The following is a 17,225-nucleotide window of genomic DNA, read 5'->3' as shown; positions in this document are numbered from 1 at the left end:
CGACTCGATGTCAGACCGAAACCACGAAGAACGACACAATCAACGCCAGCCCGGCAAACCACACCAGCGAGCGCAACGCCGCCCAGTCCGCCAGGTAGCAAATGATGTAGAGCAACCGGCTGGTGATGTACATCACCCCCAGCACGTCCTGCGTCACCTGTTCGGCATTGCCGACGATATCCGCCACCAGCACCGCCGCCGCGAACGCCGGAAACGCTTCATAGCTGTTCTGCTGCGCGGCATGGGCACGCCGTGGCAGGCCCGACAGCGTGTCGAGAAAGGCTCGCGGATCGTGATTGTCCTTGAGGCCGAATCGCCCGCTGCTGAGCTTGGCGATCAGCGCACACAGCGGCGGCAGGATCAGGGCAATCAGAATGCACCACAGGGCAACGGTCATGGACAGGACTCCTTGTTCGAAATGATCGGGATCAGAGCTTCATCACCAGCATGCCCGCCAGGACCAGCCCGCATGCTAAGAGCCTCGGGCCGCCAAAAGGTTCTTTGAGGTAGCGCATCCCCAACAGCACCACCAGGATCACACTCAGCTCACGCAGCGCCGCAGCCTCGGCCACCGACCCCAGGTGCATGGCCCACAGCACCAGGGCGTAGCTGAACAACACACACAAGCCCACCGCCAACCCCAACCGCCATTGCGTGCGCCAGAACAGCGCGAACGGCGCACGCCTCGCCACGCTGGCCAGCAGCGGAAACGGCCAGGCGCTGAGCAAGGTCAGCCAGACAAGGTAATCCCAGGGCTGGCCCCACAAACGCACTGCCTGGCCGTCGAACCAGGTGTAACAGCCGATGCACAGACCAATTAGCGCCACTACCGGCAGCATCGACCAAGGCAGACGTTCACCGCCTCCGCCCTGCCACAACAAGCAAGCCATACCGCAGGGGATCAGCAGGATGCCAATGATCTGCTGCTGGCTCAGTGTTTCTCCGGCGAATGCCAGGGTCAGGCCCAGCACGACCAAAGGCGACAGGCCGCGCATCAGAGGATAGACCAGGCCCAGGTCGCCGACGCGGTAGGCCTTGATCAGCAGTACCCGGTAGAGCTGCTCGGCAAGCGCCGAGGCGACCAGCCAGGGCCAGATTTCAGCGGGCGGGAAGTCGACGAAAGCGACGGCCGCGAGGGCGAACACCAGGGCCACCGCATCCATGCTGGCGATCACCAGCAGGCGCTCGCCACTGAATTTGATCAGGGTGTTCCAGGTGGCGTGCAGGAGGGCTGCGATGAGCACGAGGGAGGTTGCCAACACGCTGTATTCCTTGCAGAGAGCCGGGGTGGCCTGTGGCGGATGAGGGCACAAATATAGCGGTTTCCTGTCGATCTTTGGGGCCGCATAGCGGCACCTGTTTCTGAACGAATCGGAGATTTCCGGTCAGAGGGTGTGTCCCGAAACCCTCGCCAGGCCATCAAACAACTGCCCGAGCGATTCGGGTTACGACTCGGAAGCCACTCTTTACAGGATTTGGGATGCTTGAACTTGTTGCCGCGTTTATCTGCCTGACCACCCTTCTCACCTACGTCAATTACCGTTTCATCGGCCTGCCACCCGCCATCGGCGTGATGGTGACGGCGCTATTGTTCTCCTTGATTCTCCAGGGCTTGAGCCTGATCGGTTTCCCCGGCTTGGAAGAGCGCGTCGAAGGCCTGATGAACCAGATCGACTTCAACGATCTGCTGATGCACTGGATGCTGTCATTCCTGCTGTTTGCCGGCGCCTTGCACGTCAACCTCGGCGACCTGCGCAGTTACCGCTGGCCCATCGGCCTACTGGCGACCATCGGCGTGTTGATCGCCACCGTGGTCATCGGCTTTCTGGCCCACTGGGTATTCGCCCTGTTCGGCTGGCACGTCAGCCTGATCTATTGCCTGCTGTTTGGCGCGCTGATTTCGCCGACCGACCCGATCGCGGTGCTCGGCGCCCTGCGCACCGCCAATGCATCGAAACCACTGAAAACCACCATCGTCGGCGAGTCGCTGTTCAATGACGGCACGGCGGTGGTGGTGTTTACCGTGTTGCTGGGGATCGTCCAGCTCGGCGAGACGCCGAGCGTTTCCGAGACCGCCATTCTGTTTGCCCGCGAAGCACTGGGCGGCATCGCCTTTGGCGGCCTGATCGGCTACGCGACCTACCGCATGATCAAGAGCATCGAGCAGTACCAGGTCGAGGTCATGCTGACCCTGGCGCTGGTCATCGGTGGTTCGGCGATGTGCTACGAGCTGCACGTTTCGGCGCCAATCGCCATGGTGGTGGCCGGTCTGATCATCGGCAACCTGGGGCGCAACCTGGCGATGAACGACATGACCCGGCGCTACATGGACGGCTTCTGGGAGCTGATCGACGACATGCTCAACGCGCTGCTGTTCGCCCTGATCGGCCTGGAGCTGTTGCTGCTGCCGTTCAACTGGCTGCACTTGGCGGCCGGCAGCGTGCTGGCGGTGGCGGTGTTGATGTCGCGTTTGCTGACCGTGGCGCCGGCGATCGTCCTGCTGCGCCGCTGGCGTAGCGTGCCCAAGGGCACGGTGCGGGTACTGACCTGGGGTGGTTTGCGCGGTGGGGTTTCGGTGGCTCTGGCGCTGTCGCTGCCAGTAGGTGATGAGCGCGACCTGTTGCTGTCGATCACTTACATCGTGGTGCTGTCTTCGATCCTGATTCAGGGCTTGAGCATTGGCCGCGTGGTCCGTGGCGTTACTGCCCAGCCCTGAAAGAGCGATTTGTTGGACTCGTGGGAGTGGGCTTGCCTGGCGATGGCAGCGGTAGGTTCACCCTCGCATCGCGGGGCGAGCCCGCTCCCACGCCCCTATAGCCCAAGCCCCACGCCAGCCGCTTATTCGACGGCGGTATCCGGGAACTGATCCTGCACATACTTGATCTGCGTCCGCCCGTGCGCCGCGGGCAGGCCATCATCGCCCAGGTTGACGAAGACCATCTTGTCCACGGTCAGGATGCTCTTGCGGGTGATCTTGTTACGCACTTCACACTTGAGGGTGATCGAGGTGCGGCCAAACTCGGTGGCGGTGATGCCCAGCTCGATGATGTCGCCCTGGCGCGAGGCGCTGACGAAGTTGATTTCCGACATGTACTTGGTGACCACGCGCTGGTTGCCCAGTTGGACGATGGCGTAGATCGCCGCCTCTTCGTCGATCCAGCGCAGCAGGCTGCCACCGAACAGCGTGCCATTAGGGTTGAGGTCTTCGGGTTTAACCCACTTGCGGGTGTGGAAGTTCATCATTGCTCCTGACGGCTTGGCTTACGTGCAGTCATGATGGCAGAGCCTGCCGCCGCTCTCCATTACCCATCGACTATCGTCTCGATTAATCGACAGAAAACCTTGGGTCTGATAGCCCACCCCGGCTATAATCTGCGCCGTTTCACATGGCCACCCGCTGCGGGGCCATGCCCGCCACCCATCCGAGGGGCGCTGCAGCAGGCTCGGCCTGTCAGGCTCGGTTGGGGCGTTGTCCGCCATGCGGACGCTCAACGCACAACGGCGCCCATTCGCACACTACGAATGGAGGCTCTTGATGAGCGCTGTAAACACGCCTGCTGGTTTTACCGATTTCAAAGTCGCTGACATCTCCCTGGCCGCCTGGGGTCGTCGCGAAACCATCATCGCTGAATCGGAAATGCCTGCACTGATGGGCCTGCGTCGCAAGTACCTCGAGGAGCAACCGCTCAAGGGTGCGAAGATCCTGGGCTGCATCCACATGACCATCCAGACCGCCGTGCTGATCGAAACCCTGGTTGCCCTGGGCGCCGAAGTGCGCTGGTCGTCCTGCAACATCTTCTCCACCCAGGACCAGGCCGCCGCTTCCATCGCCGCTGCCGGTATCCCGGTGTTCGCCTGGAAAGGCGAGACCGAAGAAGAGTACGAGTGGTGCCTGGAGCAGACCATCCTCAAGGATGGCCAGCCATGGGACGCCAACATGATCCTCGACGACGGTGGTGACCTGACCGAGCTGCTGCACAAGAAGTACCCAGCAGTGCTGGATCGCGTCCACGGCGTCACCGAGGAAACCACCACCGGCGTTCACCGCCTGCTCGACATGCTGGCCAAGGGCGAGCTGAAAGTCCCGGCGATCAACGTCAACGACTCGGTCACCAAGAGCAAGAACGACAACAAGTACGGCTGCCGTCACAGCCTCAACGATGCCATCAAGCGCGGCACCGACCACCTGCTGTCGGGCAAGCAAGCGCTGGTCATCGGCTACGGTGACGTGGGCAAGGGCTCGGCCCAGTCGCTGCGTCAGGAAGGCATGATCGTCAAGGTTTCCGAAGTCGACCCGATCTGCGCCATGCAAGCCTGCATGGACGGCTTCGAGCTGGTCTCGCCGTTCATCGACGGTATCAACAACGGCACCGAAGCCAGCGTCGACAAGGCCCTGCTGGGCAAGATCGACCTGATCGTTACCACCACCGGTAACGTCAACGTCTGCGACGCCAACATGCTCAAGGCCCTGAAGAAGCGCGCCGTGGTCTGCAACATCGGCCACTTCGACAACGAAATCGACACCGCCTTCATGCGCAAGAACTGGGCCTGGGAAGAGGTCAAGCCGCAGGTGCACAAGATTCACCGTACCGGCGCTGGCGATTTCGATCCGCAGAACGACGACTACCTGATCCTGCTGGCCGAAGGCCGCCTGGTCAACCTGGGCAACGCCACTGGCCATCCAAGCCGCATCATGGATGGCTCGTTCGCCAACCAGGTACTGGCGCAGATCTTCCTGTTCAACCAGAAGTACGCCGACCTGTCGCCTGCCCAGAAAGCCGAGCGCCTGACCGTGGAAGTGCTGCCGAAGAAACTCGACGAAGAAGTGGCCCTGGAAATGGTCCGCGGCTTCGGCGGCGTGGTCACCCAACTGACCCAGCAGCAGGCCGAGTACATCGGTGTGACCGTCGAAGGCCCGTTCAAGCCGCACGCCTACCGCTACTAAGCGGCAAGCTGCACGTTTCAAGCGGCAAGAAAGGCAGATAGTGCCAAGCCGCTTGAAACCTGTAGCTCTTGAATCTTGAACGATGCCCAAGCCAGACCGGCCTCTACCGGTCTGGCTTTGACTTGCAGCTTGCGGCCTGACGCTTGCAGCTGAGGAACGAGTGATGTCCCTAGAACGCCGTTACAGTTTCGAATTCTTCCCGACCAAGACCGAAGCCGGCCATGAAAAGCTGATGGGCGTTGCCCGTGAGTTGGCCAGCTACAACCCCGACTTCTTCTCCTGCACCTACGGCGCTGGCGGCTCGACCCGTGACCGCACGCTCAATACCGTGCTGCAGCTGGAAAGCGAAGTGAAAGTCCCTGCCGCTCCGCACCTGTCGTGCGTGGGTGACACCAAGGCCGACCTGCGCGCACTGCTTGGCGAATACAAAGCGGCCGGCATCAAGCGCATCGTCGCCCTGCGTGGCGATCTGCCTTCGGGCATGGGCATGGCCTCGGGCGAACTGCGCTACGCCAGCGACCTGGTCGAGTTCATCCGCCAGGAAACCGGCGATCACTTCCACCTGGAAGTGGCCGCCTACCCGGAGATGCACCCGCAGGCGCCCAACTTCGAGGCTGACCTGGCCAACTTCGTGCACAAGGTCAAGGCTGGCGCCGACAGCGCCATCACCCAGTACTTCTTCAACGCCGACAGCTACTTCTACTTCGTCGAGCGCGTGCAGCAGATGGGCGTCGACATCCCGGTTGTGCCCGGCATCATGCCGATCACCAACTACAGCAAGCTGGCGCGCTTCTCAGACGCCTGTGGCGCTGAGCTGCCACGCTGGATTCGCAAGCAACTGGAAGCCTACGGCGACGATACCGCCAGCATCCAGGCGTTTGGCGAGGAAGTGATCAGCCGCATGTGCGAGCAACTGCTGCAAGGCGGCGCTCCAGGGCTGCACTTCTATACCCTGAACCAGGCCGAAGCGAGCCTGGCGATCTGGAACAACCTCAAGCTTCCTCGTTGACCGTCAATCGCCGGTAACAAGAATATGAGGACATGAAAAAGGCTTTAGCTTAGGCTAAAGCCTTATTCATTTTGGCTCCTCGATAGGTTACTGCACGGAATGCACCTCCAACATCCCTCCAAACCTCAACTGGTTTACCTCGCATTCGGCCCGGCCACCTACCACCAGGAAGCCTGCTTCAGCATCGTCAGCGCCCTGGCACATTTGCGCCAGACACCCGATGAAGCGATCGATATCCAGGTCTACACAGACTCTCCCGAGCCCTACGCCAAGCTGCCAGTTGTCGTCCATGTGCTGGATGAAGCAACGCGCAAAGCCTGGAACCAGCCGCATGGTTATCATTTCCGCAGCAAGCATGTGCTGATGCGCCAGCTGCTTAAGCAGCACCCGCTGGCGGTGTTGATCGACACCGACACCTTCTTCCGCCAATCGCCGATGCAGCTGTTCCGTCGCATCAAGACCGGCACGCTGCTGTGCAACGCCATTGGCGCGCGCTATGGCGCGAACCCCGACTGCCAGCTGTACAAGAGCCTGCATCAGGCCCTGCAAGCACGCGGGTTGGCCGACACGCAGATGCCGCTGGTCAACTCCGGGGTAATCGGCCTGACCGCGGCTGATGCAGCGACGCTCGATCACTCCATCGCCTTGATGGACGAGTACTACCCGCAGGCTCGCCAGGCCTACACCCTGGAAGAGTTCTGCCTGGCGGTCGCCGCCTATCGCACCCTTGAGCTCGCCGAATGTACCGACGTGATCCATCACTACTGGAGCCGCAAGGCGCAGTTCCGGGCGAAGATCCAAGCCTGGCTGCACAAGCACGGTGACGACCCGCTCAGTGAAGCGGCACTGGCCGATGTGTACCTAGTCAACGATCAACTGCCCCGACCTCCGGCCCTGCACCGGCTGGGCTACAAGGCCATGAGCCTGACCCTGCCCAGCCATCAGCGCCAGTTCGCCCGTGAATTGCTGTATGGCTGCTACGCCTATGCCAATGAGTTCGACCGAGCTTGCGCCCCGGCATGGTGGGACAAGGCCCTGGAGAACCTGCACGAGCGCCATGGTCGAATGGAAGCAGAGCAATTGCGCCAATGCCTGCGCCAGCCTGGCTTGCGCTTGTCACTGGGTCGCCAGCACAAAGAAGTCGAGCGCCATCTGCTCAAGGATTCGCGAGCCTGACTTTGCACTCAACGTGGCCAGGCTGCACTGGTCACGTTTTCACTTAGCGCGTACTCTGCGGCCATGCCAGACCTCGCCCGCCTTCTTGGCCTTCTGCTGCTTGTCTGCCTGAGTTCATTGGCTCAGGCCGAGCGCCTGCGCCTGGTATCCGATGACTGGGCACCCTACATCTATCAGGAAAACGGCCAACCGAAAGGCATCGACTACGAAGTCTCACGGGAAGTGTTCAAGCGCCTGAGCATCGAGGTCGACTGGCAGTTCCTGCCCTGGAAGCGCTGCCTGGCGATGGTCGAGCAGGGCCAGGTCGACGGTGTGCTCGACATCTTCCAGATAGACACGCGTAAGAGCTACATGATCTACCCAGACGAACCGCTATCGAATGTTGAATTCGTAGTGTTTCGCAAACGCGCCCAACGACCACTGATCACCCACCTGCACGACCTTGCCGGCCTGACCGTTGGCATCTCACCCGGTTATGCCTACGGCGCGCATTTCAACGAGTCCCCGCTGTTCAAGCGCGAAGCCGCGCCCACCCATGAAGCCAACTTCGGCAAGCTGATGCTAGGGCGCATCGATGCGCTGGTGACCGATCGCCAGGTCGGCCGCTTCCTGCGCTATCAATTGGGGTTGCTGCAGCAAGTCGAGGAGCAGCCGTTGCTGATCAGCCGTCACGCGCAGTATCTGGGGCTTGCGCAGAAGCCTGGACGGCAGAAACTCGCTCAAGCGTTCGCCGACGAACTACGCCAGTTCAAGCGCGAGCCCGCCTACGCCGCCATCAGCGCGCGCTATGCGGGCGACGCCGAGCGGTTTGATGACGCCATTGAGCAGCAGGAACGCGGCACGCTGCGTTAGCTCTGTTATACTCGGGCCTTCCCGCCCGGCTCACGCCCGGACGCTCGGCCTCGCAGTAGGCATCTCGACCGTCGGCCATGCACCTCAAATGCACGCCCGCCGCCTCCCGGATGCGCAGTGAACGCCCAGCTGGACCGGACGCGATCGCATCCCTCAGATGCCCGTCGCGCCAGGCAGATCACCCCATAGGGCCTAGCCCCCACGAGAACAGGATTGCCCATGTCCTTTGCTTCCCTCGGTCTCTCCGAGGCTCTTGTCCGCGCTATCGAGGCAGCGGGCTATACCCAGCCCACCCCGGTGCAACAGCGGGCCATTCCCGCCGTGTTGCAAGGCCGCGACCTGATGGTTGCCGCCCAGACTGGTACCGGTAAGACCGGCGGTTTCGCCCTACCGATTCTTGAGCGCCTGTTCCCGGGTGGCCACCCCGACAAGTCCCAGCGCCACGGCCCGCGTCAACCGCGGGTACTGGTCCTGACCCCGACCCGCGAACTGGCGGCTCAGGTCCACGACAGCTTCAAGGTGTATGCCCGCGACCTCAGCCTGGTCAGCGCCTGCATCTTCGGCGGCGTCGGCATGAACCCGCAAATTCAGGCCATGGCCAAGGGCGTCGACGTCCTGGTCGCCTGCCCCGGTCGCCTGCTGGACCTGGCTGGCCAGGGCAAGGTCGACTTGTCCCATGTCGAGATACTGGTACTCGATGAAGCCGACCGCATGCTCGACATGGGCTTCATCCATGACGTCAAGAAGGTCTTGGCGCGCTTGCCAGCCAAGCGCCAGAACCTGCTGTTCTCGGCGACCTTCTCCAAAGACATTACCGACCTTGCCGACAAACTGCTGCACAACCCCGAGCGCATCGAGGTCACGCCGCCGAACACCACGGTCGAACGGATCGAGCAACGCGTCTATCGCCTGCCGGCCAGCCACAAGCGTGCCCTGCTGGCGCACCTGATCACCCTCGGCGCCTGGGAACAGGTGCTGGTGTTCACCCGTACCAAGCACGGTGCCAACCGCCTGGCCGAGTACCTGGAAAAGCACGGCCTACCTGCCGCCGCGATCCACGGTAACAAGAGCCAGAACGCACGCACCAAGGCCCTGGCCGACTTCAAGGCCAACACCGTACGTATCCTGGTTGCCACCGACATTGCCGCCCGTGGCCTGGATATCGACCAGCTGCCGCACGTGGTCAACTTCGAGCTGCCCAATGTCGAGGAAGACTACGTTCACCGCATTGGCCGTACTGGCCGTGCCGGGCGCTCCGGTGAAGCCATCTCGCTGGTCGCGCCAGACGAAGAGAAACTGCTCAAGAGCATCGAGCGCGTCACCCGGCAGAGAATCCCCGATGGCGACCTGATGGGCTTTGATGCCAGCCAGGTTGAAGCTGAAAAGCCAGAGGTGCGCGAGCGCCCGCAAAACACCGGTCGCGGCGGTCGTAACCAGTCGCGCGGCGAAGCTGGCAAAGACAGCAATGGCGGGCGCAAAGACAAGGGCAAGGATAAAGGCAAGGCCAAGCCCCAGGCAGCTGAAAAGTCGGCCGAAAAGAGCAAATCCGCCGACAAGCAGCAACAGCAGCCGCGCAGGTCGCGTGACGGCAAACCGCGTCAGCAGCAGGCTGGCCAGGGTGAAAGCCGTGTTCCGCCAGTGCCGGCCAACCGCGCACCCGACGAGTTCCTGGACGACGAAGTGGATAACTTCGGCAACCGCGCCGACTACGTCAGCCCCTACCAGAACGCCAAGAACCAAGGCCGCAACCGTCGCCCAGGTGGCGCTGCTGGCCAGGGTCAGGCGCAAGGCAGCGGCCAACGCGGCGCAGGTGCTGGCGGGCAAAATCAGGGCCGCAGCAATAACGGCGGCCAGCCACGCCAGGGCTCGGGCGAGAAACGTCCGCGCAACAACAGCAACAATGGCGGTGCTCGCCGTGATGGCAACCCAGGTCGCAACCGCTCGGCGGGTCGCGATGAGGGTTCGCGTCAGGAGCCAGCGGTACGCAATCCGCGTGAATCGCAAAACCAGCCAGTGATCATCCGCAAGGAATCCAAGCTCGACCGTTATCCAACGCCTGAGCAGCTGGACGATCTGCCGAGCCGCCCGCGTGGCGAGCGCCCGGCCCTGCTGACCCGCAATCGCTGATTCGGATCACGCAGACATGAAAAAGCCGCCCCACGGGGCGGCTTTTTCATGTCTGGAGCAGCATATTACTTTTGCTTGACGCCTTCGACGCTGATGTCCAGGTCGAGGGTTTGCGAAGTTGGGCCTGGGCCCTTGATGCCGAAGTCGTTCAGGTTCAGCGTGGTCTTGGCGTTGAAGCCAGCGCGCTCGCCGCCCCATGGATCCTTGCCTTCACCGTTGAACACAGCCTTGAAGGTAACAGGCTTGGTCACGCCGTGCAGGGTGAGGTCGCCGGTCACGTCGGCAGTCTTGTCACCGGTCGATTTGACCGCGGTGGAAACGAACTTGGCTTCTGGGTACTTCTTCACGTCGAGGAAGTCAGCGCTGGCGATATGCTTGTCACGCTCAGCGTGGTTGGACCACAGGCTGGCGGTTTTCAGATCGACGCTGATCTTGCTGGCTTCAGGCTTGGCGCTGTCCCAAGTGAAGTTGCCATCGAAGTCCTTGAAGGTACCGTGAATGAAGCTGTAGCCCAGGTGGCTGATTTTCCAGTCAACGAACGCGTGCTGGCCTTCTTTATCGATCTTGTACTCGGCAGCCATGACCTGGCCAGCAGAGAGCAGAGCGGTACCGAGCGCCAAAGCGGCAAAAGTCTTTTTCAACATCCTTTCTATTCCTTGCAATTGAGGTTGAGAGTCAAGCTTTGCGGCCCAGCATGCGGATCAGGGTCGCGTCACGGTCGATGAAATGGTGTTTCAGTGCTGCCAGACCATGCAAGCCGGCGAAAATCACCAGGCCCCAGGCCAGATAAAAATGGATCTCGCCAGCGGTATCTGCCTGGTCGGGCAGGTTACTGACCAGCGCTGGCACTTCGAACAGGCCAAACACCGGAATGCCGACGCCATCGGCGGTAGAGATCAGGTAACCGGCGATCATCACCGCGAACAGCCCCAGGTACAGCGCCAGATGCCCCAGCTTGGCGGCCATGCGGGTGAATGCCCCATGGTTGGCCGGCGCCGGTGGCGGCGGGCTGATGAAGCGCCAGAGCACACGCAGCAACATCACCGCCATCAGCACCAAGCCGATGCTTTTGTGCAGATCAGGGCCGGATTTGCGCCAAGGGCTGTAGTAGTCCAGGCCTACCATCCACAAGCCCAAGCCAAACAGACCGAAGACTGCCAAAGCCACACCCCAGTGCATGACGATGCTGACCAGGCCATAGCGAGAAGGTGAGTTACGAACTTGCATGTTGGCGTATTTCCCCGTGAAAGCTGTGCACAGACTAACGCGTAACGTATCGAATAAAAGCGGAAAAATCTGACTCGGATGATCGATTTTTACGATATGTATTGTGTGCATTGGCTATTAAGGAAAGATTAACCATAGCGGAAATTCGTCAGGAAGGGATGATGCTGAATACAGGAGGCCCATCGCGAGGCAAGCCCGCACCTACAGGGTATGGGGTAAACCTGTAGGTGAGGGCTTGCCTCGCAATGGGCTGCAAAGCAGCCCAAAGAGTGAATCAGCCAGCCTTGGCCTGAGTATTGGCCACCGGCTTTTTTACCGGCTCAGACTTGACTGTCGCCTTCTTCACTGGCGCAGGCTTGCTGGCTGCCTTCTTCGCCGCCTCAGACTTCGCTGCCGGCTTGTGCGCCGGAGCATGCTTGGCAGGCGCGGCTTTGGCAGCCGGTTTGACTGGCTGTTCCTTGGCCACAGGCGCTGGAGCAACAGGAGCAGGCGCAGGGGCAGAAACCGGCGCAACCTCGGCAGCCTTGGCAATTGGCGCAGCCTTCACTTCAGGCTTGGCACTGCCACCGAACAGGCGCGAGAAGAAGCCCGGTTTACCCCCTTCAGCCTCCTTTGCGGTCACCGGCTCGGCCTTGGCGGGTGCCTTGTCGGATTTATCGGAAGAACCGCCGAACAGGTTCGAGAAGAACCCGCCCTTATCCTTCGCCGCCACCGCACCGGCTGTCGCTGCAGCGGCAATCGGCACTGCCTTGGCTGGGTCGAACGACTTGCCGGCGAGCAAGTCCTGGACCTGCCCGGCAGCGCGCTGACCACTGCGTAGCGCGCCTTCCAGCGTGCCTGGATACAAGGCGTCGGTGTGTTCACCGGCAAAGGCTACGCGCTGCACCGGACGCTCCCACAGGCGCCAGTACTTGCTGATCTGCCCTGGACCATAGGCCAGGTAAGCGCCACCGGTGCCAGCATCGGTGCTGTAGCGTTTGACTTCGTAGCCGGTGAAGGCGCCACGGGCTTGTGGATAGAACGCGTGCAGGCGAATCAGCACCTGATCGACCATCTGCTTGTCGCCAAACGCCTGCAACAGGCGGGCGTTATCGCCAGACAGGTTGATCACCACGTTGGCCCCACCCTTGAGCGCAGGCTCGATCCACAGCATGCCGAGGCCTGCGTTACTGAAGATCTCGCCAGACATCCGCGCGCGGCTTTCCCACACCGGCGTCTTGAACTTGAGCATCAGTTGGTCGCGCCAGCCGTAGTTGGTGCCCTTGAGCGCGGCCAGGTGCTTGCTGTCCAGGCCTGGAGTCATCTGGATCTTGGCCAGCGCCCGCAGCGGCACCGCCAGCACCAGGTAGTCCGCCTGATAGCCGACGCTACCGACCTTGACGGTAACGCCGTCCTTGTCCTGGACGATGGAAGTCACTGGCGAACTGGTCTTGATGGTCTTGAGTTGCTTGACGAAGGCCTGGGCCAGCACCGGGCTGCCGCCTGGCAGGCGTGCGGCACGCAGGTCGCGGTCGCTGACACCGCGGTAGACGCGGGTCTGCTGGGCGAAATACAGCAACGACAGGCGCGATGGCTCGTCGTAACGGGTACGGATCTGCTGGTTGATCAGCTGCCGGGCGGTGGTTGGCAGTTGCAGCTTGTCGAGCCAGGTCGAGACGTTGATCTGGTCGAGGGCGAACAGCGTACTGTTGGCCTGCGGGTTCAGCGGATCGTCGATCGAGCGGGCGAGGTCATCGAGGGTCTTCTCGTAACGCTTGAGCGCCTCGGCGGTGGCAGGTTGCTTGGTGGCCAGGTCAGTGGCGTTGAAGTACTCGCCGTCGATCAGGTAACCCGGCGTTCGCACGAACTCCGGCGCTGGCAGTGTTTCAAGCTTGAAACGGTCGACATACTGGTTGAGGACTGGCTGCGCCTTGCCGTTGCCGATCCATTCGCTGGTGGCCAGCCCCGAGCGGCCGCCCATCCCCGACTTGGCTTCGAGCAAAGTCACTTGCCAACCCTTGTTTTGCAGTTCGTAGGCTGCGGTCAGGCCTGCCAGGCCGCCGCCTACCACAATCGCAGTAGGTGTCTTGTCCTTGGCGATTGCGGCGCCACTGGACACACCAATCAATAGCAACGCGCACAGGCGCACCCAAGCAGCAGCCATGTCGGCGAACTCCGGTTGAAATAGGTTAATGAGATCGGGGGAAGGGACGCCCCAGGATGATGCGTTAAGAATACGTCACCCTTGGGCACCCTGCCAGCGGAGCGACGACAAGTCGTTTATGCAACTGGCATTTTTGTCAGTAGCCAGAATCGGCGCATGCAGTGGAAAGTGGCAGCACCCAGTCCCAATGGAAATTGATGCATGGAATGCCATCAGCACTTTGCCCGCATGCAGCCTCATCACTTCAAACCCCACGACATCTGGCAGGGCAACAGTGGCTTGAGCATAACCTCCAACTGCACCTCATACGCGGGGCTTTACCAAGATTTCCAGGGCAATCCCGGCACTGAACTGGTGATTGGTGAAAACAACGACCTGCAGATCGACTTCGGTAAGGAAATCGATTGCGTAATGCTCGATTTCTATGTGGTTAGCGACTGCCCCGGGCTGGACGAAGACGACCTGATCGAATGCGACTACTTAGGCCTCAGGCCCGATCTGCTCGACGCGCCACCGCTGTACTGGCTCACCCTCAGTGGCCAATCGGGCACTGAATACGTTCCGGGGGTATACGCCAGCACGCCTACTCGCCAGTTGCTGCTGGGGCCATTTCGCAGGCTGACCATCTCCACCAAGCAGGCCAGCACCCTGCACATTCCAGCCCTCAGCTGGAGGCCTCTCCTGCGGCATTGAGCCTGAACACGGTTGTGATGCCCGGCACCTTTGCTTAGGCTTACGCGGTCAAACCAAGCCGCGTCGCCAGGAGAAGTGCCCATGGGCCTCAACGATCAGTGGATGCAACGTGACCTCAAGGTCCTGTGGCACCCCTGCACCCAGATGAAAGACCACGAGCAGCTGCCGCTGATCCCGATCAAGCGCGGCGAAGGCGTGTGGCTGGAGGACTTCGAGGGCAAGCGCTACCTGGACGCGGTCAGCTCCTGGTGGGTCAATGTCTTTGGTCACGCCAATCCGCGTATCAACCAGCGCATCAAGGATCAGGTCGACCAATTGGAGCATGTGATCCTCGCAGGCTTCAGCCATCAGCCGGTGATCGAACTGTCCGAGCGTCTGGTCGCCATGACCCCAGATGGCCTGGACCGGGTGTTCTACGCCGACAACGGCTCATCGTGCATCGAAGTGGCGCTGAAGATGAGCTTTCACTACTGGCTGAACAAGGGCCAGCCGGACAAGAAGCGCTTCGTCACCCTGAGCAACAGCTACCACGGGGAAACCATCGCGGCGATGTCGGTGGGCGACGTGCCGCTGTTCACCGAAACGTATAAAGCGTTGCTTCTGGACACCATCAAGGTGCCCAGCCCCGACTGCTACCTGCGCCCAGAAGGGGTGAGCTGGGAAGCGCATTCACGGACCCTGTTCGCCGCCATGGAGCAAACCCTGGCCGAGCATCACGCCAGTGTCGCCGCGGTGATCGTCGAGCCGTTGATCCAGGGCGCTGGCGGCATGCGCATGTACCACCCGATCTACCTCAAGCTGCTGCGCGAGGCCTGTGATCGATATGGTGTCCACCTGATCCACGATGAAATCGCCGTCGGCTTCGGCCGTACCGGCACGATGTTCGCCTGCGAACAGGCCGGCATCCGCCCCGACTTCCTGTGCCTGTCCAAGGCCCTGACCGGCGGCTATCTACCGCTGGCCGCCTGCCTGACCACCGATGACGTTTACCAGGCCTTCTACGACGATTACCCAACCCTGCGCGCATTCCTCCACTCGCACAGCTATACCGGCAACCCGTTGGCCTGTGCCGCAGCGCTGGCGACCCTGGACATCTTCGAACAGGACAACGTGATCGAGGCCAACAAGGCGCTGTCGGCGCGCATGGCCAGTGCCACCGCGCACCTGGCCGATCATCCGCATGTGGCCGAGATTCGCCAGACGGGTATGGCCTTGGCGATCGAGATGGTCCAGGACAAGGCCGGCAAAGTCGCCTACCCATGGCAGGAGCGCCGCGGCCTTAAGGTCTTCGAACACGCCCTGACCCGTGGCGCCTTGTTGCGTCCGCTGGGCAGCGTGGTGTATTTCCTGCCGCCTTACGTGATTACCCCCGAGCAGATCGACTTCCTCGCCGAGGTGGCCAGCGAAGGGATCGACATCGCCACCCGCGACAGCGTCAGCGTGGCAGTGCCCAAAGACTTCCATCCCGACTTCCGCGATCCGGGCTAGCCCGCAAGATCGCCGCCAACCCTGTAGGAGCGGGCTTGCCCGTGAACAAGGGCGAAGCCCTTGGCAGACACCGCAGTGTCTTCTTCGCGGGCAAGCCCGCTCCCACAGGGAACTCTGTGCCCCCTACTCCCTGAGCTGAACCATGAGACTGTCCCGCTTCTTCATCGACGCCCCCTTGAGCCTTGGCCAGCACGACCTGCCCGAAGCCCAGGCCCACTACATCGGCCGCGTACTGCGCATGGCCCCTGGCGATGCCGTGCAATTGTTCGACGGCAGCGGCCAGGAATACCTCGGCCAGCTGCTCGAAGTCGGCAAGAAGAGCGTACGCGTCACGCTCGACCAGGCCCTCCCCGGCCAGGCCGAATCGCCGCTGCATATCCACCTCGGCCAGGGCCTGTCGCGGGGCGAGCGGATGGACTGGGCAATCCAGAAAGCCACCGAACTGGGCGCCAACGAAATCACCCCGATCGTCAGCGAGCGCTGCGAAGTACGCCTCAAGGACGAACGCGCCGACAAGCGCCTGGCACACTGGCGCCAGGTGGCGATCAGCGCATGCGAGCAATGCGGCCGCTCGACCCTGCCCGTGATCCATCCACCACTGACCCTGGCTGAATGGCTCAAGGCAACCGAGGCCGACCTCAAGCTGGTCTTGCACCCGGTAGCCGAGCCGCTGACCAGCCATGCACGCCCAGCGCGCCTGGCCTTCCTGATCGGCCCAGAGGGTGGTTTGAGCGACGCCGAAGTGGAGCAGGCCAAAGCCGCCGGCTGCCACGCCGCCCGCCTCGGCCCACGCGTGCTGCGCACCGAAACCGCGCCGGTGGTGGCGCTGTCGGTGGCCCAGCAGCTATGGGGCGACTTCTAAACGCGTGCCCTAACGCACGTAGAAGAACACTGCGATGAAGTGCAGCAAGCTGCCGGCGATAACGAACAGATGCCAGATGCCATGCCAATGGCGAAAGCGGCTGTCGAAGGCGAAGAAGATGATGCCGATGGTGTAGAACGCACCACCGGCCGCCAGCCAGGCAAAGCCAGCAGCGCCGAGGGTGCGCAACAGGGGCTTGACCGCTACCAGCACGATCCAGCCCATGACTGCGTAGATGATGATCGACAGCACCCGCGCTTCGGAGCGTGGCTTGATCTCTTGGAGCATGCCGATTACCGCCAGCCCCCAGACCACCCCGAACAGGCTCCAGCCCCAAGGCCCGCGCAGGCTGACCAGGCAGAACGGGGTATAGCTGCCGGCGATCAGCAGGTAGATCGACAGGTGATCGAGCTTGCGCATGATCACCTTCGCCCGCCCGCGAGTGCTGTGGTAGAGGGTCGAGATGCTGTAGAGCAGCAACAGGGTGCCGCCGTAGATGGAGAAACTGACGATCTTCCACGGATCGCCCTGCAACCCGGCTGTGACGATCAACCAGATAGCGCCTATGCAGGCCAGTACCGCACCAACCAGGTGCGTCCAGGCATTGAAGCGTTCACCGTAATACATGCAAACACAGACCTCCGATGGCGGGGCAGGTTCCTGATTTGGTGTGGTTTAAGGCAAGCACCGCGTCGTGCTTTTC

16 protein-coding genes and 1 riboswitch are annotated in these 17,225 nt (G+C 61.9%); of the genes, 9 read left to right on the top strand and 7 right to left on the bottom strand.

Features of this window, described 5'->3' with window-relative positions; genetic code table 11:
- Positions 1-10: 10 nt before the first annotated feature.
- Together OIU19_RS21480 and OIU19_RS21475 are read right to left on the bottom strand one after the other, a co-directional pair.
- Positions 11-397, bottom strand: coding sequence for an MAPEG family protein (locus tag OIU19_RS21480; RefSeq protein WP_186557569.1), 387 nt, complete (start codon positions 395-397; stop codon positions 11-13).
- A 31-nt stretch (positions 398-428) separates the two neighbouring features.
- Positions 429-1,262 carry a DMT family transporter gene (locus OIU19_RS21475; RefSeq protein WP_264236697.1) on the bottom strand — a complete coding sequence of 278 codons (834 nt, stop codon included), beginning with the start codon at positions 1,260-1,262 and terminating at the stop codon, positions 429-431.
- 218 nt (positions 1,263-1,480) lie between these two features.
- Here OIU19_RS21475 and OIU19_RS21470 point away from each other — a divergent pair, with 218 nt between their 5' ends.
- Positions 1,481-2,716: a sodium:proton antiporter gene (locus OIU19_RS21470; RefSeq protein WP_186557572.1), complete on the top strand. Its 1,236-nt coding sequence runs from the start codon at positions 1,481-1,483 to the stop codon at positions 2,714-2,716.
- A 122-nt stretch (positions 2,717-2,838) separates the two neighbouring features.
- On the opposite strand, the gene OIU19_RS21465 is transcribed toward OIU19_RS21470, so the two are convergent.
- Positions 2,839-3,240: an acyl-CoA thioesterase gene (locus tag OIU19_RS21465; protein ID WP_186557388.1), complete on the bottom strand. Its 402-nt coding sequence runs from the start codon at positions 3,238-3,240 to the stop codon at positions 2,839-2,841.
- A gap of 178 nt (positions 3,241-3,418) precedes the next feature.
- Positions 3,419-3,514, top strand: a riboswitch (S-adenosyl-L-homocysteine riboswitch).
- Between the two features lie 21 nt (positions 3,515-3,535).
- Between OIU19_RS21465 and ahcY the strand changes: the two genes are divergently transcribed.
- The 5 genes from ahcY to OIU19_RS21440 all read left to right on the top strand — a co-directional run bounded on the left by ahcY (position 3,536) and on the right by OIU19_RS21440 (position 10,109).
- A complete protein-coding gene (gene ahcY, locus OIU19_RS21460) occupies positions 3,536-4,945 on the top strand; it encodes an adenosylhomocysteinase (protein WP_264236696.1) in 1,410 nt (469 codons plus the stop codon).
- Positions 4,946-5,108: 163 nt separating this feature from the next.
- A complete protein-coding gene (gene metF / locus OIU19_RS21455; RefSeq protein WP_264236695.1) occupies positions 5,109-5,954 on the top strand; it encodes a methylenetetrahydrofolate reductase [NAD(P)H] in 846 nt (281 codons plus the stop codon).
- Positions 5,955-6,053: 99 nt separating this feature from the next.
- Positions 6,054-7,130 (top strand): hypothetical protein, encoded by a 1,077-nt coding sequence (locus OIU19_RS21450; protein ID WP_264236693.1) that lies wholly within the window; start codon positions 6,054-6,056, stop codon positions 7,128-7,130.
- Between the two features lie 63 nt (positions 7,131-7,193).
- Positions 7,194-7,982 (top strand): ABC transporter substrate-binding protein, encoded by a 789-nt coding sequence (locus tag OIU19_RS21445; protein WP_264236692.1) that lies wholly within the window; start codon positions 7,194-7,196, stop codon positions 7,980-7,982.
- A 219-nt stretch (positions 7,983-8,201) separates the two neighbouring features.
- On the top strand, positions 8,202-10,109 hold the full coding sequence (locus OIU19_RS21440) for a DEAD/DEAH box helicase (RefSeq protein ID WP_264236691.1): 1,908 nt from the start codon (positions 8,202-8,204) through the stop codon (positions 10,107-10,109).
- A gap of 65 nt (positions 10,110-10,174) precedes the next feature.
- On the opposite strand, the gene OIU19_RS21435 is transcribed toward OIU19_RS21440, so the two are convergent.
- The 3 genes from OIU19_RS21435 to OIU19_RS21425 all read right to left on the bottom strand — a co-directional run bounded on the left by OIU19_RS21435 (position 10,175) and on the right by OIU19_RS21425 (position 13,479).
- Positions 10,175-10,753, bottom strand: coding sequence for a YceI family protein (locus tag OIU19_RS21435; RefSeq protein WP_186557382.1), 579 nt, complete (start codon positions 10,751-10,753; stop codon positions 10,175-10,177).
- A gap of 31 nt (positions 10,754-10,784) precedes the next feature.
- Positions 10,785-11,336 carry a cytochrome b gene (locus tag OIU19_RS21430; protein WP_264236690.1) on the bottom strand — a complete coding sequence of 184 codons (552 nt, stop codon included), beginning with the start codon at positions 11,334-11,336 and terminating at the stop codon, positions 10,785-10,787.
- 274 nt (positions 11,337-11,610) lie between these two features.
- Positions 11,611-13,479 (bottom strand): NAD(P)/FAD-dependent oxidoreductase, encoded by a 1,869-nt coding sequence (locus OIU19_RS21425; protein ID WP_264236689.1) that lies wholly within the window; start codon positions 13,477-13,479, stop codon positions 11,611-11,613.
- A 201-nt stretch (positions 13,480-13,680) separates the two neighbouring features.
- On the opposite strand from OIU19_RS21425, the gene OIU19_RS21420 reads away from it, so the two are divergent.
- The 3 genes from OIU19_RS21420 (at position 13,681) to OIU19_RS21410 (ending at position 16,522) form a co-directional block, all read left to right on the top strand.
- Positions 13,681-14,172 (top strand): hypothetical protein, encoded by a 492-nt coding sequence (locus tag OIU19_RS21420; RefSeq protein WP_264236688.1) that lies wholly within the window; start codon positions 13,681-13,683, stop codon positions 14,170-14,172.
- 81 nt (positions 14,173-14,253) lie between these two features.
- The gene (locus tag OIU19_RS21415; RefSeq protein WP_264236687.1) at positions 14,254-15,660 is read left to right on the top strand and encodes an adenosylmethionine--8-amino-7-oxononanoate transaminase; all 1,407 of its coding nucleotides are present in this window, start codon (positions 14,254-14,256) and stop codon (positions 15,658-15,660) included.
- 142 nt (positions 15,661-15,802) lie between these two features.
- Complete coding sequence (locus OIU19_RS21410) at positions 15,803-16,522, top strand: 16S rRNA (uracil(1498)-N(3))-methyltransferase (protein WP_264236686.1); 720 nt, start codon at positions 15,803-15,805, stop codon at positions 16,520-16,522.
- 9 nt (positions 16,523-16,531) lie between these two features.
- On the opposite strand, the gene OIU19_RS21405 is transcribed toward OIU19_RS21410, so the two are convergent.
- On the bottom strand, positions 16,532-17,149 hold the full coding sequence (locus OIU19_RS21405) for a hemolysin III family protein (RefSeq protein ID WP_264236685.1): 618 nt from the start codon (positions 17,147-17,149) through the stop codon (positions 16,532-16,534).
- Between the last annotated feature and the right edge of the window lie 76 nt (positions 17,150-17,225).

This window comes from Pseudomonas sp. BT-42-2, assembly GCF_025847435.2.
Taxonomy (GTDB): domain Bacteria; phylum Pseudomonadota; class Gammaproteobacteria; order Pseudomonadales; family Pseudomonadaceae; genus Aquipseudomonas; species Aquipseudomonas urmiensis.
The sequence above is the reverse complement of the archived record's forward strand: the minus strand, read 5'-3'. Positions and strand labels throughout refer to the sequence as shown.

Excerpts from the sequence above, each read along its gene's own strand:
- OIU19_RS21480 (WP_186557569.1), bottom strand. The coding sequence starts at position 397 with ATGACCGTTGCCCTGTGGTGCATTCTGATTGCCCTGATCCTGCCGCCG.
- OIU19_RS21470 (WP_186557572.1), top strand. The coding sequence starts at position 1,481 with ATGCTTGAACTTGTTGCCGCGTTTATCTGCCTGACCACCCTTCTCACC.
- OIU19_RS21465 (WP_186557388.1), bottom strand. The coding sequence starts at position 3,240 with ATGAACTTCCACACCCGCAAGTGGGTTAAACCCGAAGACCTCAACCCT.
- ahcY (WP_264236696.1), top strand. The coding sequence starts at position 3,536 with ATGAGCGCTGTAAACACGCCTGCTGGTTTTACCGATTTCAAAGTCGCT.
- metF (WP_264236695.1), top strand. The coding sequence starts at position 5,109 with ATGTCCCTAGAACGCCGTTACAGTTTCGAATTCTTCCCGACCAAGACC.
- OIU19_RS21450 (WP_264236693.1), top strand. The coding sequence starts at position 6,054 with ATGCACCTCCAACATCCCTCCAAACCTCAACTGGTTTACCTCGCATTC.
- OIU19_RS21445 (WP_264236692.1), top strand. The coding sequence starts at position 7,194 with ATGCCAGACCTCGCCCGCCTTCTTGGCCTTCTGCTGCTTGTCTGCCTG.
- OIU19_RS21440 (WP_264236691.1), top strand. The coding sequence starts at position 8,202 with ATGTCCTTTGCTTCCCTCGGTCTCTCCGAGGCTCTTGTCCGCGCTATC.
- OIU19_RS21435 (WP_186557382.1), bottom strand. The coding sequence starts at position 10,753 with ATGTTGAAAAAGACTTTTGCCGCTTTGGCGCTCGGTACCGCTCTGCTC.
- OIU19_RS21430 (WP_264236690.1), bottom strand. The coding sequence starts at position 11,336 with ATGCAAGTTCGTAACTCACCTTCTCGCTATGGCCTGGTCAGCATCGTC.
- OIU19_RS21425 (WP_264236689.1), bottom strand. The coding sequence starts at position 13,479 with ATGGCTGCTGCTTGGGTGCGCCTGTGCGCGTTGCTATTGATTGGTGTG.
- OIU19_RS21420 (WP_264236688.1), top strand. The coding sequence starts at position 13,681 with ATGGAATGCCATCAGCACTTTGCCCGCATGCAGCCTCATCACTTCAAA.
- OIU19_RS21415 (WP_264236687.1), top strand. The coding sequence starts at position 14,254 with ATGGGCCTCAACGATCAGTGGATGCAACGTGACCTCAAGGTCCTGTGG.
- OIU19_RS21410 (WP_264236686.1), top strand. The coding sequence starts at position 15,803 with ATGAGACTGTCCCGCTTCTTCATCGACGCCCCCTTGAGCCTTGGCCAG.
- OIU19_RS21405 (WP_264236685.1), bottom strand. The coding sequence starts at position 17,149 with ATGTATTACGGTGAACGCTTCAATGCCTGGACGCACCTGGTTGGTGCG.